The following is a 25193-nucleotide window of genomic DNA, read 5'->3' as shown; positions in this document are numbered from 1 at the left end:
GAAAAACGGCTCCAGCGCTTATGCAGCAAGCGCAAGCAGCTATTGTTTGAGGAGCTACATGCGCACGGCCCGCGCCAGCATGCGCAGCCAGTCCAGCGGGCCCAGCACGGGGCGCCGGCACAGGTTGCCGCCTTGCAGCGCGTCGATCCTGTCGAGGATGCGCAGGCCGCCCTGCACCACCAGGCGCAGCTCCCAGCCCGCGCGGCCCGGAAGGCGGTGCACCAGCGGCGCGCCGGACTGCATGAGCGCGCGCGCCCACCGGGCGTTGTCCTGCAGCAGCCGCGTGGTGGCGGGCGTGGGCCGCAGCGCAGCCAGATCCGCGCGCGACACGCCGTGCGCGGCGCAGTCGGCGTCGGCGAGGTAGTGGCGCCCGCGCGGAATGTCCACGCTCAGGTCCTGCCAGAAGTTGATGAGCTGCAGCGCCGAGCAGATCGCGTCGCTCTCGCGCAGCGCCGCTTCGCCCTGCACGCCGTACAGGTGCAGCAGCAGGCGCCCCACGGGGTTGGCCGAGCGGCGGCAGTAGTCGAGCAGCGCGGCGCGGTCGGGGTAGGTGGCGGCGCGCGCGGTCGCCTCCACGTCCTGCGCGAAGGCGCTCAGCAGGTCGTGCAGCAGCGGCACGGGCAGCGCGTGGCTGCGCAGCACGCGCTGCAGCGGCAGGAACACGCCCGCCCAGCGCGGGGAGGGCGCGCGGCCCTCGGCGATGGCCTGCAGGTCGGCGCCGTAGGCGGCCAGCGCGGCCAGGCGTTCGGAGGCGGGTGCGTCGCCTTCGTCGGCGATGTCGTCCGCCGTGCGCGCGAAAGCATAGAGGGCGGCGATGGGCTGGCGCAGGTGCGGCGGGCACAGCAGCGAGGCGACGGGGAAGTTCTCGTAGTGCGTGACCGGCGCCGCTGTGGCGTGGAGCGGTTCGGGGGAGGAAGGCACGGGGCGCAATGTACCCGATGGCTCCTTAGAACGTGTTTACGATCTTTTCATGGAGCCCGTTGCCCCGCCAAGGGGGCAGCTGTTAGGCGCAAAGCGCAGCCGGGCTGGTGGCCCGGCGAGCATTTGCGCGGCCGGCCAGGCAACGCGGCAGATGCCCCCTTGGCGGGGCAACCCTCCGGGCAAGGCAGCAAAGAGCCGCACTCGTCGTTGCGCACCTTGTCCAGGCCGCCAGCATGGCCTGCGGCGCGCGCCTAGATTGCGGCTCTTTGCTGCCTTGCGGGCGCCATGAAAAGATCGTAAACACGTTCTTAGGCCGGCGTGGCGCCGTGCACGGGCGGCCGCCTGCGCAGGGGGCGGCTGGCGGGCGCGCACTGGGTGCAGACGGTGGGAACGGTCACCGGCTGCGCGGCCATCTCCAGGCCGTGGTGCAGGGCCAGGCGGCGCATCTGCGCGTCGAGCGCGGCGTCGTCGATGCCGAGGACGGTGCAGCCGCATTGCGCGCACACGAAGCGCACGCCGCGCGCGCTGCCGCCAGGCGGGCGCAGCCCGTACACGGCCTTGCCGCCGCTGCGGCCGTTGCGCCATTCATGGTGCAGCAGGCCGCGGGCGGCGAGGTCCTTGAGCGCGCGGTACACGGTGCCCTGGCTCAGGGGCATGCCGCGCGCCAGCAGGTCGCGCAGCAAGGTGTCGGCGTCGCGCAGGCCGGGCGGGCCGTCCTCGAGCAGCTCCAGGATGCCCAGGCGGGCGAGGGTGGGGCGCAGGCTTGCGGCGCGCAGGCGCTGCAGGGGCGTGTCATCGGGGGGCATGGGGGTGTGTTGCACGCCGCTGCCTGGGCGGGGCCAGGCAGCGGTCTGGGCCCTTACTCGAAGCGGTAGGTGGCCGTGAGCATGTACGAGCGGCCGGCGCCGACGGTGGCGAACAGGCCGACGTGCGATGCGTCGTAGATTTCCGTATCGGAAATGTTGTTGACGTTGAGCTGCAGCGACAGCTGCTTGTTCACGTCATAGCGGGCCATGGCGTCGTATCGCACGTGGCTGGGCAACTGCAGCGTGTTGGCGTCGTCGGCGTAGCGCATGCCCATGTAGCTGGCGCCGCCGCCGAGGGTGAGCTGCGGCAGCACCTTGTAGGTGGTCCACAGGGTGGCGCTTCGCTTGGCGATGAACTTGATGCGGTTGCCGTCGTACACGCTGGTGCCGCTGCGGTAGGTGTCGATCTTCGGGTCGAGGAAGGAGACGCCGGCCCAGAGATTCCACCGGGGCGTGATGGCGCCGGTGGCGGCCAGCTCCAGGCCGCGCGTGCGGTTGTTGCCGTTCAGCGTGACGTCGCCCGTGGTCGGATCGGTGGAGCGGGCATCGGTCTTCCGGGTCTCGAACAGGGCGGCGGTCAGCGAGAGCGCGTGGTTGTCCATCACGTCCCACTTGGTGCCCAGCTCCCAGCTGCGGCTTTTCTCGGGGGCCAGGTCGCGCACCGTGGCCGCGCCGCCCACGCCGTCCGCGCCGCCGCCCTGGCCCAGGTTCTCCCCGGACGGATTGGACGAGGTGCCGTAGGACAGGTAGATGCTGCCGTTGGGCGCCGGCTTGAAGACCAGGCCGAGCTGGTAGTTCCAGAAGTCGTCCTTGCGGCTGAGGGTGTAGTTGTCCACCTTGAAGGATTCGCGGCGCAGGCCGGCGTTGAACGACCACCGGTCGTTGAATTCCATGGTGTCGAAGAAGTACAGCGAGTGCGTCTTGATGTCGCCGGCGGCTGTCTTGGGGCCGTAGGTGAGGTGGTAGGCGTAGCTCCTGCCGGGGTCGGGGTTGTGCAGGGAATCGACTTCGCTGGCGGGTGCGCCGCCCATGGCCTTGTTGAAGATCTTTTCCTTGCTGAACTCCAGGCCGGCGATGAAGGTGTGCTTCACGCTGCCTGTGGCGAACCTGCCGGACAGGTCGGTCTGGTTGACCAGCGACTCGCCGCTGCGCCACCAGGTGCGGTTGCCGCGCGTGAACTGGGCGTCCGGGTGGGTCGGATCGCAGGCGGGGGTGCCGACGGCAGGGTTGGGCCTCTGGTTGGCGCCGGTGCCGAGCTGGAGGGCGCAATTGTCGAACGTCGGGCGCGACAGCAGGTAGTGGTTCAGCGATTTGGCCTGGCGCAGCGTGTTGCGCAGCGTCAGGTCGGCGCTGAAGTCGTGCTCCACGATGGCCGTGGCGGTCTTCATCGTGTTCTCGCGGAAGTCGGTGTGGTGGCGACCGTAGAAGTTGTCGCGGTTCACCTGGGGCGGCCGGTTCTGCTCTGGGTGCGCCGCGTTGCTGAACGGGATGCCCTGGTCGGGCATGTCGTTGTTCTCGATGTGCGCATACGACAGCTTGACCCGTGTGGGCGTGCCCAGGCCGAAGGCGATGGAGGGGGCGATGCCCCAGCGGTCCACGTCCACGCCGTCGCGGCCGGGCACTTCGCCGCCCATCTTCATCAGGTTCAGGCGGAACGCGCCAGTGTCGGAGAAGGCGTAGTTGCCGTCCACCGTGGTGCGGTACTGCCCGGAGGTGCCGTAGCCGGCGCTGACCTCCATGAACCTGGCGAGCTTGGGCGACTTGGTTTGCAGGTTGATGCTGCCGCCCGTGCCGCCCCGGCCGGTGTAGGCGGAGCTGGGGCCGCGGATCACCTCCACGGATTCCAGGTTGAACGTCTCGTGCGAGCCGCGCGCGTAGTCGCGCACGCCGTCGACGAACATGTCCGTGCTGGCCTCGTAGCCGCGGATGAAGGGCCGGTCGCCATTGGGCGTGCCGCCCTCTCCGGCGCCCAGCGTGATGCCGGGCGTGGTGCGCAGCACGTCCTGCAGCGACGTGGCGCCGCGGTCCTTGATGAGTTCTTCGGGAATCACGGTGATGGACTTGGGCGTTTCCAGCAGCGGCGCGGTGACCTTCGTGTTGGCGGCCGCAGCGGGAGCCTGGTACCAGATGCTGCGGCAGATGCGCGAGGCCATGCAGCTGGCGACGCCGGTGCTGGTGTTGACGGCCCGCTCCGCGCTGGAGGACAAGTCGCTGGGGTTTTCCGGCGGCGCCGACGATTACCTGGTCAAGCCGTTCGCGCTGGAAGAGGTGGTGATGCGTGCCAGGGCGCTGCTGCGCCGCAGCAAGCAGCTGTCCGACACCGCCTTCGTGCTCAGCCACGGTCCGCTGCGCTATGTGGTGGCGCAGCAGCTCGTGACCGTGGACGGGCGGGAGGTCCGGCTGCCGCGCAAGAGCCTCATGGTGCTGGAGCTGCTGATGCGCTATGCGGGCCGCGTGGTGTCGCGCCAGCGGCTGGAGGACTACCTGTGGCAGGGTGAGCCGCCCTCGGCGGAGGCCCTGCGCGGCCAGCTCCATCTGCTGCGCAAGGCACTCAATGTCCACGGCTACGACGGCATCGAGACGGTGCACAACATCGGCTGGCGGTTGGCGAGTCCGGACAGATGAAGAACAAGTCCATCGCCGCGCGCACCACCTTCGTGCTGACCTGCCTGGTGAGCCTGGCCGTCTGCCTGTCGGCGCTGCTGGCGTACCTGGCCTACGTCCGCATCCAGGAAAACATGATCGACAAGCTCATGGAAACCGAATCCAGGCGTCTGGTGGCGCGGGTGACGCGGTTCGGCGGCGACTGGACGAAACCGTTCGAGCGCGACATGGGCCCCTCGATGTACGCCTGGGGCGAGTCGGACAGGCACCCCGCCGACAGCATGCCGGCCAAGCTGCGCTCCCTGCCCTTGGGGCTGCACCATCTGGACCAGGGCGAGAGCACCTGGCACGTGGCCGTGGCGGATGCCCTGGACGGGCGGCTCTACGTGCTCTACGACTCCATCGTCATCCGCCACCAGTTGAGGGATTTCGCGCTGGCCCTGGTGGCCATCGTGCTGGGATGCTCCCTGCTGGCGCTGCTCGTCAGCCGTTCCGTCGCGCGCTGGCTGGTCACGCCGCTCAACCAGCTGACGGAGCGGCTGACGCGCTGGGTGCCCAGCTCGGCCAGTGCCGTGGCCTGGCAGGGCAACGAGGCCGACAGGCTGGTGGAGGTCTTCAACCGGGTGCAGGACCAGGTGGATGCGGCCATCGCGGACCAGCGCGAGTTCTCCGCCAACCTGCACCATGAGATCCGCACGCCGCTCACCGTCATCCGCAGCGACGCGGAATTGATGCTCAGGGGCAGCGTCAAGGACCCCGAGGGCGTGCGCCTGCGGCTGGAGCGCATCGCCGGGCTGGTGCAGGAAATCAGCCAGTCGCTGGAAAGCACCTACAACCTGGCGCACGCGCGTTTCGAGGACGACGCCCGCGTGCACCTGCGCTCGTGCGTCGACGACGTCTTCGAGAACCTGCGTCTCGAAGCCGGGAAGGCCGGCCTGGCCTTTGTAAACGCGGTGCAGGCCGGGCACGAGGCCACGCTGAGCCGCCACGCGCTGATGACGGTGATGCGCAACATCATGCGCAACGCCATCCTGCATGCGGCGCCGGCCACGCTGGTGGTGGAGTCCACGGCGGAGGGCCTGCGCTTCACGGACACGGGGCCGGGCATCGAGCCCTCGGAGCTGGGCAGCGTCTTCGAGCGGTATTTCAGCAACCGCCGGGCCGACCAGCGCGGCGGCGAAGCGGCCGCCAGCGTGGACCAGACGGGCCTGGGGCTGGCGATCGCGCAGCGCGTCTGCGTCATGCAGTCGTGGCGCCTGGAGGTGCTCTCGCCCGTGGCCGAGGGACATGGCACCTGCTTCACCCTGGCATTCGCTTGACAGGCGTGGGAATGCTCTCGTAGATTACTAACCGGTCAGTCAGTAATATGCGGGACGGGTGCTGGCGTGCGGCGCCGTCCCCCTTCGTGCCACTTCCACGGTTTCTTCCATGCGCACACCTTCCGTATCGCGGCCTGCCTGCAGGCGTCTTTTGTCCTGGGGCGCGCTCGCGTTGCCGCTGCTGCTGGCGGGCTGCTCGCGCCCGGCGCCGCCACCCGAGCCTGTGCGCGCGGTGAAGCTCGTCACCGTGGGCGAGGTGCCCCTGCAGACGCATCTGGAATACGCGGGCGAGGTGCGCGCGCGCGTGGAGTCGCGCCTGGGCTTTCGCGTGGCGGGCAAGATCGTGCAGCGCCAGGCAGAGCTGGGCCAGCGCGTGCAGGCGGGCCAGGTGCTGGCGCAGCTCGACCCGCGCGACTACGCGCTGGCGGCGCAGGCCGCGCGTGCGCAGGTGGCGGCGGCGGCCACGCAGCGCGACCTGGCGGCGGCGGATTTCGAGCGCTTTTCCAAACTGCGCGCGCAGAACTTCATCAGCGGCGCGGAGCTGGACCGGCGCGAGGCCGCGCTGAAGGGTGCGCAGGCCACGCTGGACCAGGCGCGCGCGCAGCTCGCGGCGCAGGGCAACCAGGAGGAATACACGCGCCTCGCGGCCGACGCGGCGGGCGTGGTGACGGGCATCGACGCCGAGCCGGGCCAGGTGGTGGCGGCAGGCACGCCGGTGGTGCGCATCGCGCGCGACGGCCCGCGCGACGCGGTGTTCTCGGTGCCCGAGGACAAGGTGGGCCAGCTGCGCCCGGGCCAGCCGGTGCGGGTGCGTGCGTGGTCGCAGGGTACGGAGATGCCGGGCGAGGTGCGCGAGGTGGCCGCCAGCGCCGACCCGGTGACGCGCACCTTCCAGGTGAAAGTGGCGGTGCAGGGCGGCGACGTGCCGCCGCTGGGCGCCACGGTGTATGTGGCGCCGCAGGCGCTGGCGCGGGAGGGTGTGCAGGCGATCAAGCTGCCGACCAGCGCGCTGCGCCAGGAGGGCGGGCAGACGGCGGTGTGGGTGTTCGAGCCCGCGGGCGAGGGCGGCGGCACTGTGCGCTCGCAGCCCGTGCAGATCGCCACGGCCGACGGCAACGAGGCCGTGGTGGCCGCGGGCCTGGCGCCCGGCATGCGCGTGGTGGCCACGGGCGTGCACGTGCTGGCGCCGGGGCAGAAGGTGACGGTTTACCAGTCAAAATCGGCTCAAGCGCAGGCAGGACAAGCGCAAGCAGCTATCAATGCGGGAGCGAATGCCTCCGCAGCCGCACGCTGAGGGGCCGCCATGTCGATCGAGCCGAAGGGGGGCTTCAACCTCTCCAAGTGGGCGCTGGAGCACGCCGCGCTCACGCGCTACCTGATGGTGGTGCTGATGGTGCTGGGCATCGCCGCCTATTTCCAGCTGGGGCAGGACGAGGACCCGCCCTTCACCTTCCGCGCCATGGTCGTACGCACCTACTGGCCCGGCGCCACGGCGCAGCAGGTGGCCGAGCAGGTGACCGACAAGATCGAGCGCACGCTGCAGGAGGTGCCCTACGCCGACAAGATCCGCAGCTACAGCAAGCCGGGCGAATCGCAGGTGATCTTCGAGATCAAGGACTCCAGCAAGCCCGCCGAGGTGGCGAATGTCTGGTACACGGTGCGCAAGAAGATCGGCGACATGCGCTACCAGCTGCCGGGCAACATCCAGGGGCCGTTCTTCAACGACGAGTTCGGCGACGTGTACGGCGTGATCTACGCGCTGCACGGCGAGGGCTTCAGCTATGCCGAGTTGCGCGACTTCGCCGACGACGTGCGCCAGCGCCTGCTGCGCGTGAAGGACGTGGCCAAGGTCGAGCAGTTCGGCGTGCAGGACGAGAAGATCTGGATCGAGGTCTCGCAAAAGCGCCTGGCGCAACTCGGGCTCGATTTCAACGGCGTGCTGCAGCAGCTCGGCAGCCAGAACGCGGTGGAGAGCGCGGGCGCCATCCAGTCGCCGCAGGACGTGGTGCAGGTGCGCGTGGGCGGGCAGTTCGCCAGCGTGGAGGAACTGCGCGCCATGCCGATCCGCGGCGCTCAGTCGGCGGCGCAGCTGCGGCTGGGCGACATCGCCGAGGTACGGCGCGGCTATGTGGACCCGCCGGCGGTGAAAGTACGTTTCCAGGGCCACGAGGTCATCGGCCTGGGCATCTCCATGGCCAAGGGCGGCGACATCATCGCGCTGGGCAAGGCACTGCGCGCCACCGTGCAGGAGATCCAGGCGCAATTGCCCGCTGGCGTGCAGCTGGCGCAGGTGCAGGACCAGCCGGCGGCTGTGGCCAGCTCGGTGAACGAGTTCGTCAAGGTGCTCATCGAGGCCGTGGTCATCGTGCTGGGCGTGAGCTTCGTGTCGCTGGGGCTGCACAAGGGCGGGCGCTTCGGCTGGTACATCGACTACCGGCCCGGGCTGGTGGTGGCCATCACCATCCCGCTGGTGCTGGCCGTGACCTTCCTGGCCATGCACTACTTCGGCATCGGGCTGCACAAGGTGTCGCTGGGCTCGCTCATCATCGCGCTGGGCCTGCTGGTGGACGATGCCATCATTGCCGTCGAGATGATGGTGCGCAAGATGGAGGAGGGCTACGACAAGGTGCGCGCTGCCACCTTCGCCTACGACGTGACGGCCAAGCCCATGCTCACCGGCACGCTCATCACGGCGGCGGGCTTCCTGCCCATCGGCATCGCCAAGTCGGTGACGGGCGAATACACCTTCGCCATCTTCGCGGTGACGGTGATCGCGCTGGTGCTGTCGTGGATCGTGTCGGTGTACTTCGTGCCCTACCTGGGCACGCTGCTGCTCAAGGTGAAGCCGCACGACCCCGAGGCGCCGCCGCACGAGCTGTTCGACACGCCGTTCTACGCGCGCTTCCGCGCCATGGTGGACTGGTGCGTGCAGCACCGCTGGCTGACCATCGGCGCCACGCTGCTGATCTTTGCGCTGGGGCTGGTGGGCATGGGCAAGGTGCAGCAGCAGTTCTTTCCCGATTCGAGCCGGCCGGAGGTCATGGTGGACATCTGGTTCCCCGAAGGCACGTCCTTCCTGGCCAACGAGGCCGTGGCCCGGCGCCTGGAGCAGCGTCTGATGCAGGAAGAGGGCGTGGAGAGCGTGGCCACCTGGGTCGGCTCCGGCACGCCGCGCTTCTACCTGCCGCTGGACCAGGTGTTCCCGCAGACCAACGTGTCGCAGTTCATCGTGCTGGCCAAGAGCCTGCGCGAGCGCGAGGCCCTGCGACTGCGCCTGCCCGAGGTGCTGGCCCAGGACTTCCCCGAGGTGCGCAGCCGCGTGAAGCTGCTGCCCAACGGGCCGCCGGTGCCATACCCGGTGCAGTTCCGCATCGTCGGCAGCGACCCGGCGGCGCTGCGCCTGCGCGCCGACGAGGTCAAGGCGGCGATGCGCGCCAACACGCAGATGATCGGCGTGAACGACAACTGGAACGAGTCGGTGAAAGTGGTGCGCCTGGAGGTGGACCAGGAGAAGGCCCGCGCGCTGGGCGTGTCCAGCCAGTCCATCGCCCAGGCCGCGCGCACGCTGTTCAGCGGCACCGCCGTGGGGCAGTACCGCGAAGGCGACCGGCTCATCGAGATCGTGCTGCGCCAGTCGCCCGACGAGCGCGAGGCCATCTCCGACATCGGCAACGCCTACCTGCCCACGGCCTCGGGCCGCTCGATTCCGCTGACGCAGATCGCCCGGCCGGTTTTCACCTGGGAGCCCGGCGTGATGTGGCGCTGGAACCGCAACTACGCCATCACCGTGCAGGGCGACGTGGTGGAGGGCCTGCAGGGCGCCACGGTCACCGCGCAGCTGCTGCCCGGCCTGCGCGAACTGGAGGCCGGCTGGCACGCGGCGGGCGACACGGGCGTGCGCATCGAGGTGGCCGGCGCGGTGGAGGAGAGCAGCAAGGGCTCGGCCTCCATCGTGGCCGGGGTGCCGGTCATGCTGTTCATCGTGTTCACGCTGCTCATGCTGCAGCTGCACAGCTTCAGCCGCTCCGTGCTGGTGTTCCTCACCGGGCCGCTGGGCATCGCGGGCGTGGCTGCGGCGCTGCTGCTGCTGGGGCGGCCTTTCGGCTTCGTGGCGCTGCTGGGCGTGATCGCTCTCATGGGCATGATCCAGCGCAACTCGGTGATCCTGATCGACCAGATCGAGCTCAACCGCGCGGCCGGTGTACCCGCCTGGGATGCCATCGTGACCGCCACCGTGGGGCGCATGCGGCCCATCGTGCTCACGGCCGCCGCGGCGGTGTTGGCGATGATTCCGCTGTCGCGCAGCGTGTTCTGGGGCCCGATGGCCGTGGCCATCATGGGCGGTCTCATCGTCGCCACCGTGCTCACGCTGCTGGCGCTGCCGGCCATGTATGCGGCCTGGTTTCGCGTGCGCCGCGAGGAGCCCCCGCAGGCAGGTTAAAATCTGCTGTTTACCTATTTCACCGGGGTGGCCGTGCTGCGAGCCATCCGGGTGGCATGAGAGAAGCGCGGGTGGCGAAATTGGTAGACGCACCAGGTTTAGGTCCTGACGCCAGCAATGGTGTGGGGGTTCGAGTCCCCCCCCGCGCACCACAAGCGAAGGCCGAGGCGCAGCCCGGCACACATCCCCGACCCTAGGAATTACCATGGCCGTCACTGTTGAAACCCTTGAGAAGCTCGAGCGCAAGATCACGCTGAGCCTGCCCGTCGCCTCCATCCAGTCCGAAGTGGACTCGCGCCTCAAGCGCCTGGCACGCACCGTGAAGATGGACGGCTTCCGTCCCGGCAAGGTGCCGATGAGCGTGGTGGCCCAGCGCTACGGCTATTCGGTGCAGTACGAAGTGCTCAACGACAAGGTGGGCGAGGCCTTCTCCCTGGCCGCCAACGAAGCCAACCTGCGCGTGGCCGGCCAGCCCCGCATCACCGAGAAGGACGGCGCCCCTGAAGGCCAGGTCACCTTCGACGCCGTGTTCGAGGTGTTCCCCGAAGTCACGATCGGCGACCTGTCCACCGCCGAGGTGGAGAAGCTGTCGGCCGAGGTGACGGATTCCGCCATCGACAAGACCGTCGAGATCCTGCGCAAGCAGCGCCGCACCTTCGCCCAGCGCGCGCAGGGTGCCGCTGCCGAGGATGGCGACCGCGTGACCGTGGACTTCGAAGGCAAGATCGACGGCGAGCCCTTCCAGGGCGGCAAGGCCGAGGACTTCCAGTTCCTGGTCGGCGAAGGCCAGATGCTCAAGGAGTTCGAGGACGCCGTGCGCGGCATGAAGTCGGGCGAGAGCAAGACCTTCCCGCTGGCCTTCCCCGAGGACTACCACGGCAAGGACGTGGCCGGCAAGACGGCCGACTTCCTGGTCACCGTGAAGAAGATCGAGGCCGCGCACCTGCCCGAGGTGAACGAGCAGCTCGCCAAGTCGCTCGGCATCGCCGACGGCACGGTGGAAGGCCTGCGCGCTGACATCAAGAAGAACCTGGAGCGCGAAGTCAAGTTCCGCCTGCTGGCCCGCAACAAGCAGGCCGTGATGGAGGCCCTGCTGTCCAAGGCAGAGCTGGAGCTGCCCAACGCCAGCGTCCAGGCCGAGGTCGCCCGCCTGCTGGAAGCGGCCCGTGCCGACCTGAAGCAGCGCGGCATCAAGGATGCCGACAAGGCCGAGATCCCCGAGGACGTGTTCCGTCCCCAGGCAGAGCGCCGCGTGCGCCTGGGCCTGGTGGTGGCAGAGCTGGTGCGCGCCAATGAACTGCAGGCCAAGCCCGAGCAGCTCAAGGCCCACATCGACGAGCTGGCTGCCAGCTACGAGAAGCCCGAAGAGGTGGTGCGCTGGTACTTCGGCGACCGCCAGCGCCTGGCCGAGGTCGAGGCCGTGGTCATCGAGAACAACGTGGCCGAGTTCGTCCTGGGCAAGGCCAAGGTGAACGAGAAGGCCGTGTCGTTCGACGAACTGATGGGCCAGCAAGGCTGATTTCCCCCGCCTTCTGACATCTGGGGCTTGTGCCGGCGCGCGCAGGCCCCAATTCATTTCTGGGTACAGTACCGCGACAGAAATTGGAGAAACACATGAGCGCACTGGAAACGCAGGCCCTGGGCATGATTCCCATGGTCATCGAGCAATCGGGCCGCGGCGAGCGGTCCTACGACATCTATTCGCGCCTGCTCAAGGAGCGCGTGATCTTTCTGGTGGGCGAGGTCAATGACCAGACCGCCAACCTGGTGGTGGCGCAGCTGCTGTTCCTCGAGAGCGAGAACCCGGACAAGGACATCTCCTTCTACATCAATTCCCCTGGCGGCAGCGTGACGGCGGGCATGGCGATCTACGACACCATGCAATTCATCAAGCCCGACGTGTCCACGCTGTGCTGCGGCTTTGCCGCGAGCATGGGGGCCTTCCTGCTGGCTGCCGGCGCGAAGGGCAAGCGCTTCTCGCTGCCCAACTCGAAGATCATGATCCACCAGGTGCTCGGCGGCGCACGCGGCCAGGCGACCGACATCGAGATCCATGCGCGCGACATCCTGCGCACCAAGGAGCAGATGAACCGCATCCTGGCCGAGCGTACGGGCCAGCCCATCGAGAAAGTCAAGGCCGACACTGAGCGCGACTACTTCATGACGGCGGACGAAGCCAAGGACTACGGCATCGTCGACCAGGTCATTTCCAAGCGCCCCTGAGCGTCCGAGGCGCCTGCGCGCGGCGTTTCCCCTTGCGGGAAACGCCGTTTTTATTTCGTTATCATCTTGACAACATCCCCTGTCATAAGGCATTGCCCCCATGGCCGAGAAAAAAGGCTCCTCCAGCGAAAAAACCCTTTACTGCTCTTTCTGCGGTAAAAGCCAGCATGAAGTGAAGAAGCTGATCGCCGGTCCGTCGGTCTTTATCTGCGACGAGTGCATTGACCTGTGCAACGAAATCATCCGCGATGAGCTCCCCGCAGGCGAATCTACGCGCGAAGGGCGCGGCGACCTGCCCACGCCCGCCGAGATCAAGGCCAACCTCGACAACTACGTGATCGGCCAGGAAAAGGCCAAGCGCACGCTGGCCGTGGCTGTCTACAACCACTACAAGCGCCTGCGCCACAAGGACAAGGCGGGCAAGGACGACGTCGAGCTCTCCAAGAGCAACATCCTGCTCATCGGGCCCACGGGCTCGGGCAAGACGCTGTTGGCCCAGACGTTGGCGCGCATGCTCGACGTGCCCTTCGTGATGGCCGACGCGACCACGCTGACCGAGGCGGGCTATGTGGGCGAGGACGTGGAGAACATCGTCCAGAAGCTGCTGCAGAGTTGCAACTACGAGGTAGAGCGCGCCCAGCGTGGCATCGTCTACATCGACGAGATCGACAAGATCTCGCGCAAGTCCGACAACCCCAGCATCACGCGCGACGTGTCGGGCGAAGGCGTGCAGCAGGCGCTGCTCAAGCTCATCGAGGGCACCATGGCCAGCGTGCCGCCGCAGGGCGGGCGCAAGCACCCGAACCAGGACTTCTTGCAGATCGACACGACCAACATCCTGTTCATCTGCGGCGGTGCCTTCGCGGGGCTGGAGAAGGTCATCGAGAACCGCACCGAGGCATCGGGTATCGGTTTTGGCGCATCGGTCAAGAGCAAGAAGCAGCGCTCGCTGACCGAGGTGTTCCAGGACATCGAGCCCGAAGACCTGATCAAGTTCGGCCTGATCCCCGAACTCGTGGGCCGTATGCCCGTGGTGACGGCGCTGGCCGAGCTGGGCGAGGACGCGCTGGTGCAGATCCTCACCGAGCCCAAGAACGCCCTGGTCAAGCAGTACAGCAAGCTGCTCGCCATGGAGGGGGTGGACCTGGAGATCCGCCCCGCGGCGCTCAAGGCCATCGCCCGCAAGGCCATCGCCCGCAAGACCGGCGCGCGCGGCCTGCGTTCCATCCTGGAGCAGTCGCTGATCGGCACCATGTTCGATCTGCCCAATGCTTCCAACGTGGAGAAGGTGGTGGTGGACGAGGCCACGATCGAAGAAAACAAGGCGCCCCTGCTGGTCTATCGCGAGGCGGCCAAGACGGCCTGAGGCCGGGGCGCGGTCAGCGCCTCTTTTCCCACCGGGCGGCCGGCCATCGGCCGCCGGGTTGAAATTTCCCGCCCATGGACCATATTCCATGGAGCTTCTTGAGGATTGCCCATGTCCGGACACACGCCCCTGCCTGCCGACCCCATCGACCTGCCGCTGCTGCCGCTGCGCGACGTGGTGGTATTCCCCCACATGGTGATCCCGCTGTTCGTGGGACGCCCCAAGAGCATCAAGGCCCTCGAAATGGCCATGGATGCGGACCGCCGCATCATGCTCGTGGCGCAGAAGGCTGCCGCCAAGGATGAGCCGCAGGTGTCCGACATGTTCGATGTCGGTTGTGTTTCCACCATCCTGCAGATGCTCAAGCTGCCCGACGGCACGGTCAAGGTGCTGGTCGAAGGCCTGCAGCGGGCCCATGTGGCTACGGTGCATGACGGCGATACGCTGTTCACGGCCACGGTCACGCCCGTGCAGCCTGCAGGCGAGGAGCACCGTCCCAGCGAGATCGAAGCGCTGCGCCGTGCGGTGATGCAGCAGTTCGACCAGTACGTCAAGCTGAACAAGAAGATTCCGCCCGAGATCCTGACTTCGATCTCCAGCATCGACGATCCCGGCCGCCTGGCCGACACCATTGCCGCGCACCTGCCGCTCAAGCTGGAGAACAAGCAGCTCGTGCTCGACTTGGCCGACGTCAAGGGCCGTCTGGAAAACCTGTTTGAGCAGCTCGACCGCGAGGTGGACATCCTCAACGTGGACAAGCGCATCCGTGGCCGCGTGAAGCGCCAGATGGAAAAGAACCAGCGCGACTTCTACCTGAACGAGCAGGTCAAGGCGATCCAGAAGGAACTGGGCGAGGGCGAGGAAGGCGCGGACATCGAGGAGATCGAAAAGAAGATCAAGTCCGCGCGCATGCCGGCCGAGGCGCGCAAGAAGGCCGAGGGCGAACTCAAGAAGCTCAAGCTCATGTCGCCCATGTCGGCCGAAGCGACGGTGGTGCGCAACTACATCGACGTGCTCACCGGTCTGCCGTGGAGCAAGAAGACCAAGATCCTGCACGACCTCGCCCATGCCGAGGACGTCCTCAACGAGGACCACTACGGCCTGGAGAAGGTCAAGGACCGCATCCTCGAATACCTTGCGGTGCAGCAGCGCGTGGACAAGGTGAAGGCCCCCATCCTGTGCCTGGTGGGGCCGCCGGGCGTGGGCAAGACCTCGTTGGGCCAGTCCATCGCCAAGGCGACGGGCCGCAAGTACGTGCGCATGGCGCTGGGCGGCATGCGCGACGAGGCGGAGATCCGCGGCCACCGCCGCACCTACATCGGTGCCATGCCGGGCAAGGTTCTGCAGAACCTGAACAAGGTCGGCACGCGCAACCCGCTGTTCCTGCTGGACGAAATCGACAAGCTGGGCACCGATTTCCGGGGCGACCCTTCCAGCGCTCTGCTGGAGGTTCTGGACCCCGAGCAGAACCACAAGTTCGGCGACCACTATGTGGAGGTGGACTTCGACCTGTCCGACGTGATGTTCGTCGCCACGTCCAACTCGATGAACATCCCCCCGGCGCTGCTCGACCGCATGGAGGTCATCCGCCTGTCGGGCTACACCGAGGACGAGAAGACCAACATCGCCATGAAGTACCTGCTGCCCAAGCAGATGGCCAACAACGGTGTGAAGGACGAGGAACTGCACGTGGCGGAAAGCGCCGTGCGCGACATCGTGCGCTACTACACGCGCGAGGCGGGCGTGCGCTCGCTGGAGCGTGAGCTGTCCAAGATCTGCCGTAAGGTGGTCAAGGGCCTGCAGCTGAAGAAGCTGGAGCCGCGCGTGGAAGTGACGGCGGACAACCTCGCGGATTACCTGGGGGTGCGCAAGTACAACTACGGCCGGGCGGAACAGCAGAACCAGGTGGGCCAGGTGGTGGGCCTGGCATGGACCGAGGTCGGAGGCGATCTGCTCACCATCGAAGTGGCCACCATGCCCGGCAAGGGGAGCATCATCCGCACGGGTTCGCTGGGCGATGTGATGAAGGAGTCGGTCGAGGCCGCGCGTACCGTGGTGCGCAGCCGCGCCAGGATGCTGGGCATCAAGGACGAGGCCTTCGAGAAGCGCGATCTGCACATCCACGTGCCTGATGGGGCCACGCCCAAGGATGGACCGAGCGCTGGCATCGCCATGACCACGGCCATCGTCTCTGCGCTCACGGGTATTCCGGTGCGCGCCGACGTGGCGATGACGGGGGAGATCACGCTGCGCGGCGAAGTCACGGCCATCGGCGGCCTGAAGGAAAAGCTGCTCGCCGCGCTGCGCGGCGGCATCAAGACCGTGCTGATCCCCGAGGAAAACGTCAAGGACCTGCAGGAGATTCCGGACAACGTGAAGAGCGGCCTGGACATCGTGCCCGTCAAGTGGATCGACAAGGTGCTGGATGTGGCGCTGGAGCGCAAACCCGTGGCGCTGACCGATGACGAGATCGCGCCTGCGGTGGCGGCGCCCCAGGCTGACGCGGCGCAGCAGCGCTCGGTGAAGCACTGAGGCACGAAGAAATCTGGAATTTTCCTGAGAGCCTCCAAAAATAGGCTACAATTCATTCCATCGATGCGGAACGTTGTAGAATGTAAGGCTTCGGTAAATGCGGGAATAGCTCAGTTGGTAGAGCGCAACCTTGCCAAGGTTGAGGTCGTCGGTTCGAGACCGATTTCCCGCTCCACTTTCCAGGAAAAAGGGAGGCGATTGCTTTCCTTTTTCGTCAGGAGTGGTGCCGGTTACGGCGCGATAGCAAAGCGGTTATGCACCGGATTGCAAATCCGTTTAGCCCGGTTCGACTCCGGGTCGCGCCTCCAGGTTCAGGCATTGCATGGAAATGCAGCGCTTGGCAGTGAGGGCGGCACCAGGGCATCAATGCCAAGCATATTGTCGATGTGCTATAATTGAAATCTTGCCAAAAGGCAAATGCGGGAATAGCTCAGTTGGTAGAGCGCAACCTTGCCAAGGTTGAGGTCGTCGGTTCGAGACCGATTTCCCGCTCCAAGATTCGAAGGGAAGCCCAGGCTTCCCTTTTTTATTGGCCGCTTGGAATGCCCGTGTTTGCGCTGCGGCGCCGGCCCGGTTACGCTGTCCGGAAGACCGATATGCAGCCGAGCCCCGATGGTGAAATTGGTAGACACTGCGGACTTAAAATCCGCCGCTTTCCTGCAAAGGGGCGTGCCGGTTCGACCCCGGCTCGGGGCACCATGAAGATTCGATATGTCACATTACAACGCTCCCTTTGAGATCCATGTCCACGGCCAAGTGCAGCTGCGGGCCGATGTGGGATTCGACCAGATTCAGGAGGCGCTGCGGCCGCTGTGGAAGTACGCGGGGGCTCGCTCGCTGGCCGATGGTGCAGCCAGCGCCTATGAGGAAGAGCCGGGCATCCAGTTCGACGCCAAGGAGCATGTGCTGCAGGTCTGCTGGACGGTGCCTGGCGACGAAGATTTCCGCCAGTCTCTCGACGAAATGTGCATGGGACTGAACGAACTCGCAGAGCAGGGCGCGGCGATCGAGGTCACTTTCTACGACACCGAGTTCGATGAGGACGAAGCGGACGACGATGCCGAGGCGCGCGACGATTTCGTGATGTTGTTCGTCGGCCCCACGCCGGCGGCGATCATGCAGGTGCAGCGCGACCTGCTGGTGCAGGACGTGGTCAATCTCATGGAGCGCCATTTCGATGGTTCCGAACTCGGCGGTGTAGTGTCCGAAATCGACAAGTTGTTCTCGCAGCGTTTCGATGCCCTGGTGAATTCGCTGGAGATCGGCAAGCCGCCGCGCGGCACGGGCGGGCAGGGCGGCAGCGGCCATGGTGGCGGCGGACGCCGCCCACGTCATCTGCATTGATATCGGAAGTCCGCTGCCTTTGCCGCGGATTCTGAATAAAAAGCGCCTCTAGCGCTTATTCCACAAGCGCGGCCAGCTATCAATGAGATAGCTGGCCGCTCTCGCATTCCCTCAGTCGGTTTCCTCGAACACCAGGGAGGGCGGCGCCATCACCCGCGCCGTGTCGGCCAGATTGGCGATGAGGCGGTTCGCAAAGTAGCTGCTTTGCGTATCGGGCTCCAGGGCGGCCACGGCCAGGTTGGACAGGGGCTGGTTGAGCGACACAAAATAGCTGCCCGCCGGGACGTCGATGGCGCTGCGCACCGGCGTGACCTGCGCGCGGATGATCTGCCCGCCACCCGCCACCGTGCCACGCACGTCCTGGCGCTCGGCGGTGTCGCGGCTGTTTTCCTGGTAGATGTCGGCCAGCACGGAACCGGGCTCGGCCACGCGCATCACCTGAAGTCCCAGCAGCTTGAGGCGTTCCACGGCATCGGCTGCGCCGGCACCCAGCCAGTAGCCGCAGGGGCGGGCGCGGTGCTTGAGGGCGCGCAGGCGCAGCGACGAATCCCAGTCCACGCGCACGGTCTTGTCCGCTCCGGTATCCGGGTCCAGCATGAGCAGGTCGTGCTGCGTGGACGTAGGGCCGGCTTCGACCACCACTTCGCCGCGGCAGGCCTGCGCGGCGGTGTCGCGCGCGACGAAGGAGCGCACCTGTTCCAGGTTGCCGGCGCGCTCCACGGTACTGCGCAGCGTGCTCGTCAGGGCAGTGACCTGCGAATGCACGCGCCGCTGGATGTGGGTGCGGCCGATGCCCACGCCGCGGGTTTCCACGAGCAGGCTGACGGCATTCTTGAGCCCGTTCACGTTGCGGCCGGTGTCGGGCCGGGTGCCGCCCATGGAGACCCGCAGGTCGTCGGGTCGGGTGGAGGTGGTGTAGTACCACTCCTGGCTCAGGCCGGCGTCGCCCAGCGCCTTGACCAGAGGCTGGTGGTACCACTCCAGCGCGGCCTTGGTCATGAATTCCGGCACGTTGGCCGTGGTGGCATGCTGCAGCAGCACGTCGTAGCGCTGGATGGCTTGGAATTTCTCCAGGAACCGGCCGGCCACGGTGTATTCGTGCGCATCCACGATGGCGATGGGGCGGTAATTGCGCACCAGCCGCGCCAGCGCCCGGGCCTCGGGGGTTTGCAGCAGCAGGTGGTCGCGGTTCATGTCGATGCCGTTGGCCGTGGTGCGCTGGCCGGCGTCTGCGCCATCGGGGTTGGCGCGCGGAACGAGGATGACGTTGATGCGCTCCAGCATGGGTTCGAGCAGGCCTTGCGCCAGCTCGCGCGCCAGCACCAGCAGGGCCTCGCTGCCTGCGGGCTCGTCACCGTGCTGCTGGCCGACGAGCAGCACCGTGGGACGGCCGCTGGCATCCAGCGCCGCCACGTCGGTGCCCTTGGCCCGGGTGAGCACCAGCGCGTGGATGGGTTCACCCCGCTGCGACAGTCCCAGGTCGATCATCTGCGCGCGTGTCGTGCCGCGTTGCGCTGTCGCCAGCTGGCGCAGCCACTGGGTGAGTTCGGCGTTGGTGGTGAAGGCGCGGCGTCCATCGGCCAGGCCGGGGGTGTCGTAGCGCACCGGCGGGTCGGGAAAGCGGGCCGCGACGGCGGCACCGTAGGGCAGCTCGGCCGCCGGGGCGTCCACTGCGCCGGGGGTGATGGGACTTTCCGAGACCGGAGCGGTGACCACCCCGGGGCGCGGTGCCGTACCCAGCGGCGGCGGCACGGTGCGTGTCGCAGGAGGCTGCGAGATGGTTCCAGGTGACGTGGAAGCGTCGGGCCAGGGCGGCAGCGGCGTGCTGGAGCACGCCGAGAGCACCGCCGCGGCCAGCAGCGCCGCGCCGCGCCGCAGCGCGGGGCGTGAGGGAGGGGTGTCCATGAGGCTGCGCGGGGAGGTCGTCGGCATCATCGTATGGCGTGGAAGTGGGTTGCTTGGGCGATGTTAACCACCTAGAAAAAAAGCCCGGCGCTGCCGGGCTCGTTCAGAAGAGGCGTTTTCAGCGGCCGAAGCCGCCGCCACCACCACGCGGGCCGCGTGAACCGCCGCCGCCTCCGCTGCGGAAACCACCGCCGCCGCCACGACGGCCGCGGTCGGCCATGCTGTCCACGCTGGTGCGCATCGGGTCGGGCTGGCTGCCGCGGCCGCCCGCGCCATGGCGCGGGCCGATGCCGATGTGGCCCAGCTGGGTGCCCAGGTGGGCGTTCTCGCTGCGCGGCTGGCTGTCGTCGAAGCGACGGTTGCCGCCGCCGTTGCCACCGGCATTGCCGTTGCCGCCGCTGCCGCCGCGGCGGCGCCCGCCGCCGGCGTTGGGCTGCTGTTGTTGCTGGGCGCGCTGGCCGGCAGGGCGGTTGCCGCTGCCCTGCGGGCCGCCGGCGCGCTGGCCCTCGCCATTGCCCCCATTGCCGCTGCCTTGGCGGCCACCGCGCGGCGAGCCCGGGGTGGCCTTGTTGGTACGGATGCGCTCCATCATTTCCTGGCGCGCGGCCTTGGCGGCGGCCTGCATGACCTCGCGGCCCGGCGGCTTGCCGGCGCCGCCCCAGATGGTCTGGCGTCCCATGGCGATGGGCTCGGCCTTCTCGCCCTCGTCAGGCCCGAAGCCCTCGATCACCTGCACGGGGATCTCCTGCTTGGTGAAGCGCTCGATCTCCATCATGAAGCCTTCCTCGTCCATGCAGACCAGGCTCACGGCCTGGCCTTCCTTGCCGGCGCGGCCGGTGCGGCCGATGCGGTGCACGTAGTCCTCGGGCACGTTGGGAATTTCGTAGTTGACGACGTGCGGCAGGTCATCGATGTCGATGCCGCGCGCGGCGATGTCGGTAGCTACCAGGGCGCGGATCTCGCCGCTCTTGAAGCCCGCCAGCGCCTGCGTGCGGGCGCTCTGGCTCTTGTTGCCGTGCAGCGCCATGGCCGTCACGCCGTTCTTGGTCAGGTAGTCGGCCACGTTGTTGGCGCCGAACTTGGTGCGCGTGAAGACCAGCACTTGGCTCCAGTCGTGCTGCTGGATGATGTGCAGCAGCACCTGTTTCTTCTTGGCGCGGCCCACGGGGTGGATCACCTGGCTGATGCGCTGCACCGTAGTATTGCGCGGCGTGACCTGGACGCTCTGCGGGTTCTTGAGCAGCGTGCCCGCCAGCTCGCGGATCTCGTCGCTGAAGGTGGCGGAGAACAGCAGGCTCTGCTTGGAGGCGGGCAGCAGGGCCAGTACCTTCTTCACGTCGTGAATGAAGCCCATGTCGAGCATGCGGTCGGCCTCGTCGAGCACGAGGACCTCGACCGTGGACAGGTCCATGAAGCCCTGCTGCTGCAGGTCGAGCAGGCGGCCCGGCGTGGCCACGAGCACGTCCACGCCCTTCTTGATGCGGTCGATCTGCGGGTTCATGCCTACGCCGCCGAAGATCACGGTGGAACGCAGGTCGAGGTATTTGCCGTAGTCGCGCACGGACTCTTCCACCTGCGCGGCCAGCTCGCGCGTAGGCGTGAGCACCAGGGCGCGCACGCCCTTGCCGCCGAACTTGCTGGTGGGAACGCTGCCGCCGGCCAGGCGCTGGAGCAGGGGCAGGGTGAAGGCGGCGGTCTTGCCGGTGCCGGTCTGTGCGCCGGCGAGGAGGTCGTGTCCTTCCAGGACGATGGGGATGGCCTGGGCCTGGATCGGGGTCGGGGTCTCGTAACCCTGTTCGTGCACGGCCTTCAGGATGGCCGGAGCCAGCTTCAGTTCTTCAAATGTCATGTAGTCAAGATGCGCCCATCCGGGGCGCTGGGGTATCGGTCTGTCGTGGCGGCTTTGCGGGCCGCCGAGCCAGTGCGTCAGGCCGATAGGTTCAAGGGCGGGAGCCCGGAAGGCGAGCTTCCATCGTCCCCAGCTTCTGTGCTGATGCCCCGGGCGACTGGAGCCCAAGACGGACGCTATTGTCGCATGCGCCGATAATCTCTGTTTGCGCGCCCGTTTACGGCGCCTTCTTTTCCACAGTTCCCCTGAAGAAATCCATGGCCCAGTACGTTTTCTCGATGAATCGCGTCTCCAAGACCGTGCCGCCCAAGCGGCAGATCTTGAAAGACATCTCGCTGTCCTTCTTCCCCGGCGCCAAGATCGGCGTGCTGGGCCTGAACGGCTCGGGCAAGTCCTCGCTGCTCAAGATCATGGCCGGGGTCGACAAAGAGATCGAGGGCGAGGCCATTCCCATGCCGGGCCTGTCCATCGGCTACCTGCCGCAGGAGCCGCAGCTCGACCCCGAGCACACCGTGCGCCAGGCCGTCGAGGAAGCCATGGCCGAGGTGAACAACGCCCGCGCCCGCCTGGAGGAGGTCTACGCCGCCTATGCCGAGCCCGATGCCGACTTCGACGCGCTGGCCGCCGAGCAGGGCCAGCTGGAAGCCATCATCGCCGCCGCCGGCACCGACTCCGAGCATCAACTCGAAATCGCCGCCGACGCGCTGCGCCTGCCGCCGTGGGATGCGGTGATCGGCCAGCTCTCGGGCGGCGAGAAGCGCCGCGTGGCGCTGTGCAAGCTGCTGCTGTCCAAGCCCGACATGCTGCTGCTGGACGAGCCCACCAACCACCTGGACGCCGAATCCGTGGACTGGCTGGAGCAGTTTCTGCACCGCTTTTCCGGCACCGTGGTGGCCATCACCCACGACCGCTACTTCCTGGATAACGCGGCCGAGTGGATCCTGGAACTGGACCGGGGCCACGGCATTCCTTACAAGGGCAACTATTCCGACTGGCTGATCCAGAAGGGCAACCGCCTGGAGGCCGAGCAAAAAGGCGAGGAAGCCCGCGCCAAGGCCCTGAAGAAGGAGCTGGAGTGGGTGCGCCAGAACGCCAAGGGCCGCCAGGCCAAGAGCAAGGCGCGTATCGCCCGCTTCGAGGAACTGAGCGACTACGAATACCAGCGCCGCAACGAGACGCAGGAAATCTTCATCCCCGTGGCCGAGCGCCTGGGCAGCAAGGTGATCGAGTTCAAGAACGTCTCCAAGGCCTTCGGCGACCGCCTGCTGATCGACAACCTGTCGATGAACATTCCGGCCGGTGCCATCGTCGGCATCATCGGCCCCAACGGCGCGGGCAAATCCACGCTGTTCAAGCTGATCGCGGGCAAGGAGCAGCCGGACTCCGGCGTGGTGGAAGTGGGCCAGACGGTGAAGATGGCCTTCGTGGACCAGCACCGCGACGCGCTGGCCAACGACAAGACCGTGTGGGAAGACATCTCGGGCGGCCTGGACATCATCAACGTCGGTAAGTTCCAGATGGCCTCGCGCGCCTACGCCGGCCGCTTCAACTTCAACGGCCAGGACCAGCAGAAGAAGGTCGGCAATCTCTCGGGCGGTGAACGCGGCCGCCTGCACCTGGCCAAGACGCTGATCCAGGGCGGCAACGTGCTGCTGCTGGACGAGCCCTCCAACGACCTCGACGTGGAAACCCTGCGCGCGCTGGAAGACGCGCTGCTGGAATATGCCGGCACGGTGCTGGTCATCAGCCACGACCGCTGGTTCCTGGACCGCATCGCCACCCACATCCTGGCCGCCGAGGGCGACAGTCAGTGGGTTTTCTTCGACGGCAATTACCAGGAATACGAAGCCGATAAGAAAAAACGATTGGGCGAAGAGGGCGCCAAACCGAAGCGTATGCGCTACAAGGCGCTCAAGTAATCGCTTACAGGTAGTAGCATCGGGCGGCTCACTCCGCCCATTTCTTGCATTCCCTCACCATGTCCCTTCCAGCGTCCCGCGCCAGAACGGTTTTTCGCGCATGCGTCGTCAATGCCGTCCGGGAAAGCGAGACACTCATCGGGAAATTGATCGAAGTCACGCGCAACGCGCTGACCGGGGAGGAATCGAACGGCCGCGACGTCCGCCAGCGTGCGCTGGTGGGCGATGCGCTGCGCCAGCTCCAGGGGCATGCGGCGGCGCTGGTTAAGGGCTACCCCACGGCGCTGCTGGAAATCTTCGCCGAGGGGCCGTCGCAGCCCAAGGCGCGCCAGGGCCGGGATGGCGGCATGGATTTCGGCGAGCTGGCCTTGATGGACGACGCCGATGTCATGGCCCAGGTGGAGCTGTCGCGCGCGCAGCAGATCGCCGTGCATGCCACCGAGGCCTCGCTGGCCGAGCTCAACACGCTGGTGAGCGCCGCGCAGGGCCTGCACAGCGTGCAGCCGGAAAGCAACCCCTTCCGCCCCGAGAACTACATCCGCGCGCTGCAGCAGGTGGTGGGCGAGACCGGCGTGTCCGGCGACGTGCGCCAGCTCTGGATGCGGCACATGCGCGAGCAGCTGGGCGCGCTGCTGGTCGACACCTACCAGCGCGCCGCCGAGAGCCTGCGCCAGCATGGCGTGGAGCCCGTGGGCTATGCGGTGGCGGGCGCTGCGGGCGTTCCGCGCAGCGCCTACGGCGGCTATGCCGGCGGCGGCGCTGCTACGGGCTACCCGGCGACGGCCTACGGCGCGGAGGCGGGCGCGCGCAGCGTCTATGGCGGCAGCTATGGGTCGAGCTGGGGCTCTGCCTCCGCAGGCGTGCCCCTGGCGCCCGAGGCCGAGGAGGCCCTGCTCACCGTGGGCATCCTGCGGCAGATGCTGGCCGGCGGGGGTGACCCGTTCGCCTACGACGCCATGCGCAGCGGCCACGCACCGGTGGGCGGCGTGCCGGCGATGGTGCCCGTGGCGCCTCCCAGTGGCTACCTGCCGCCTGCCGCAGCGGAAGCCATGGAGGACATCGCGCAGCTCGAACGCCTGGTGGGCCGCCTGTCGGCCGCGCAGGCGGCACCCGTGGCCACCGGCTGGAACAGCGGCATGGCGCCGGCTGCCGCCGCGGTGCCGGCCTCGCCCGCGCGCACGGCGCACGAAGTGGTGGGCCGGATGATGGAGAACATCGCCCAGGACTCGCGCCTGCTGCCCTCGGTGCAGCGCGCGGTGCAAAGCCTGGAGCCCGCGCTCAAGCAGCTCGTGCTGCACGACACGCGCTTCTTCTCCGACGACCAGCACCCTGCGCGGCGGCTGCTCGACGAGCTGACCCAGCGCAGCCTGGCGTTCCGCAGCGAGGATGCCCCCGCGTTCAGCCGTTTCATGCGGCTGGTGGATGAGGTGGTGGGCCATCTGTCCGCCGTGGAGATCCGCGACGCCGCGCCATTCGACCACGTGCTCAAGGCCCTGGAAAAGGCCTGGACGGCCCAGGAGCGCCAGCAGCGCGAGCGCCGCGAGGCCAAGCAGCGCGAGCTGTTGCAAAGGGAGCAGCGCGAGTTGCTGGCCGAGCAGTTCGCGGCCGGATTCCGTGCGCTGCCCGATGCGGTCGGCGCGCCCGAAGACTGGCTGGCCTTCGTCACCGGCCCGTGGGCTGATGTGGCAGCGCTGGCGCGGAGCAGCCAGCAAGGCGGCGAGGGCGACCCGGGCGGCTACCAGGCCCTGGCGCCCCTGCTGCTGCGCTGCGCACAGCCCGACCATCTGCGCGCCGACCCCGACGGCCTGGGCGCCGCCCTGGCGAACATGGCGCCTGCCGTGCGCCAGGGGCTGGAAAGCATCGGCCAACCTGCCGAACGCATCGCCCAGGTGCTGGAGCGCCTGGCGCAACTGCAGCAGCAGGCGCAGGAATACGCGGCCGCCGTGCCTGCGGACGAGGCGCAG

General features: G+C 67.6%; 16 protein-coding genes and 5 tRNA genes. 16 read left to right on the top strand and 5 right to left on the bottom strand.

Annotated features, from left to right (window positions below; genetic code table 11):
- Positions 1–54: 54 nt before the first annotated feature.
- The 3 genes from hpnC to AVS7_RS22385 form a co-directional block, all read right to left on the bottom strand.
- The gene (gene hpnC / locus AVS7_RS22395) at positions 55–930 is read right to left on the bottom strand and encodes a squalene synthase HpnC (RefSeq protein WP_020230994.1); all 876 of its coding nucleotides are present in this window, start codon (positions 928–930) and stop codon (positions 55–57) included.
- A gap of 299 nt (positions 931–1229) precedes the next feature.
- The gene (locus AVS7_RS22390; RefSeq protein WP_020230993.1) at positions 1230–1727 is read right to left on the bottom strand and encodes a Fur family transcriptional regulator; all 498 of its coding nucleotides are present in this window, start codon (positions 1725–1727) and stop codon (positions 1230–1232) included.
- Between the two features lie 53 nt (positions 1728–1780).
- Positions 1781–3880, bottom strand: coding sequence for a TonB-dependent siderophore receptor (locus tag AVS7_RS22385; protein ID WP_020230992.1), 2100 nt, complete (start codon positions 3878–3880; stop codon positions 1781–1783).
- Here AVS7_RS22385 and AVS7_RS22380 point away from each other — a divergent pair.
- From AVS7_RS22380 to AVS7_RS22315, 14 genes are all read left to right on the top strand, one after another.
- Entirely contained in the window at positions 3855–4352 is a 498-nt protein-coding gene (locus AVS7_RS22380) for a response regulator transcription factor (protein ID WP_200405947.1), read from the top strand. The genes AVS7_RS22385 and AVS7_RS22380 overlap by 26 nt on opposite strands.
- On the top strand, positions 4349–5650 hold the full coding sequence (locus tag AVS7_RS22375) for a HAMP domain-containing sensor histidine kinase (protein WP_020230990.1): 1302 nt from the start codon (positions 4349–4351) through the stop codon (positions 5648–5650). The genes AVS7_RS22380 and AVS7_RS22375 overlap by 4 nt, the downstream gene beginning before the upstream one ends.
- A 109-nt stretch (positions 5651–5759) precedes the next feature.
- Positions 5760–6944, top strand: coding sequence for an efflux RND transporter periplasmic adaptor subunit (locus AVS7_RS22370; protein WP_049696994.1), 1185 nt, complete (start codon positions 5760–5762; stop codon positions 6942–6944).
- Between the two features lie 9 nt (positions 6945–6953).
- A complete protein-coding gene (locus AVS7_RS22365; RefSeq protein WP_020230988.1) occupies positions 6954–10091 on the top strand; it encodes an efflux RND transporter permease subunit in 3138 nt (1045 codons plus the stop codon).
- A 65-nt stretch (positions 10092–10156) separates the two neighbouring features.
- Positions 10157–10243: transfer RNA gene (locus AVS7_RS22360), tRNA-Leu, on the top strand.
- A gap of 53 nt (positions 10244–10296) precedes the next feature.
- Positions 10297–11610 (top strand): trigger factor, encoded by a 1314-nt coding sequence (tig, locus tag AVS7_RS22355; protein WP_020230987.1) that lies wholly within the window; start codon positions 10297–10299, stop codon positions 11608–11610.
- A 95-nt stretch (positions 11611–11705) separates the two neighbouring features.
- Positions 11706–12314 carry an ATP-dependent Clp endopeptidase proteolytic subunit ClpP gene (gene clpP / locus AVS7_RS22350; RefSeq protein ID WP_020230986.1) on the top strand — a complete coding sequence of 203 codons (609 nt, stop codon included), beginning with the start codon at positions 11706–11708 and terminating at the stop codon, positions 12312–12314.
- A 100-nt stretch (positions 12315–12414) separates the two neighbouring features.
- Positions 12415–13680: an ATP-dependent Clp protease ATP-binding subunit ClpX gene (gene clpX, locus AVS7_RS22345; protein WP_024002112.1), complete on the top strand. Its 1266-nt coding sequence runs from the start codon at positions 12415–12417 to the stop codon at positions 13678–13680.
- Between the two features lie 111 nt (positions 13681–13791).
- Positions 13792–16212, top strand: a complete 2421-nt coding sequence (gene lon / locus AVS7_RS22340; protein ID WP_020230984.1) for an endopeptidase La — start codon at positions 13792–13794, stop codon at positions 16210–16212.
- 99 nt (positions 16213–16311) lie between these two features.
- Positions 16312–16387, top strand: a tRNA-Gly gene (locus tag AVS7_RS22335).
- Between the two features lie 59 nt (positions 16388–16446).
- Positions 16447–16520: transfer RNA gene (locus AVS7_RS22330), tRNA-Cys, on the top strand.
- 111 nt (positions 16521–16631) lie between these two features.
- A tRNA-Gly gene (locus AVS7_RS22325) sits at positions 16632–16707 on the top strand.
- Positions 16708–16818: 111 nt separating this feature from the next.
- Positions 16819–16911: transfer RNA gene (locus tag AVS7_RS22320), tRNA-Leu, on the top strand.
- A gap of 12 nt (positions 16912–16923) precedes the next feature.
- On the top strand, positions 16924–17556 hold the full coding sequence (locus AVS7_RS22315) for a DUF6806 family protein (protein ID WP_020230983.1): 633 nt from the start codon (positions 16924–16926) through the stop codon (positions 17554–17556).
- Positions 17557–17667: 111 nt separating this feature from the next.
- On the opposite strand, the gene AVS7_RS22310 is transcribed toward AVS7_RS22315, so the two are convergent.
- Positions 17668–19461, bottom strand: coding sequence for a M14 family zinc carboxypeptidase (locus AVS7_RS22310; protein ID WP_024002110.1), 1794 nt, complete (start codon positions 19459–19461; stop codon positions 17668–17670).
- 118 nt (positions 19462–19579) lie between these two features.
- Positions 19580–21310 (bottom strand): DEAD/DEAH box helicase, encoded by a 1731-nt coding sequence (locus AVS7_RS22305; RefSeq protein WP_020230981.1) that lies wholly within the window; start codon positions 21308–21310, stop codon positions 19580–19582.
- Positions 21311–21567: 257 nt separating this feature from the next.
- On the opposite strand from AVS7_RS22305, the gene ettA reads away from it, so the two are divergent.
- Together ettA and AVS7_RS22295 are read left to right on the top strand one after the other, a co-directional pair.
- Complete coding sequence (gene ettA / locus AVS7_RS22300; protein ID WP_020230980.1) at positions 21568–23229, top strand: energy-dependent translational throttle protein EttA; 1662 nt, start codon at positions 21568–21570, stop codon at positions 23227–23229.
- Positions 23230–23288: 59 nt separating this feature from the next.
- Positions 23289–25193: DUF1631 family protein (locus AVS7_RS22295; RefSeq protein WP_034692013.1), on the top strand; the 1905-nt coding region annotated here is incomplete at its 3' end.

Origin of the sequence: Acidovorax sp. MR-S7 (genome assembly GCF_000400995.2) — a bacterium.
In the GTDB taxonomy this organism is placed as follows: domain Bacteria; phylum Pseudomonadota; class Gammaproteobacteria; order Burkholderiales; family Burkholderiaceae_C; genus MR-S7.
Note: the sequence above shows the minus strand (reverse complement) of the source record. Positions and strands in the feature narration are given on the sequence as shown.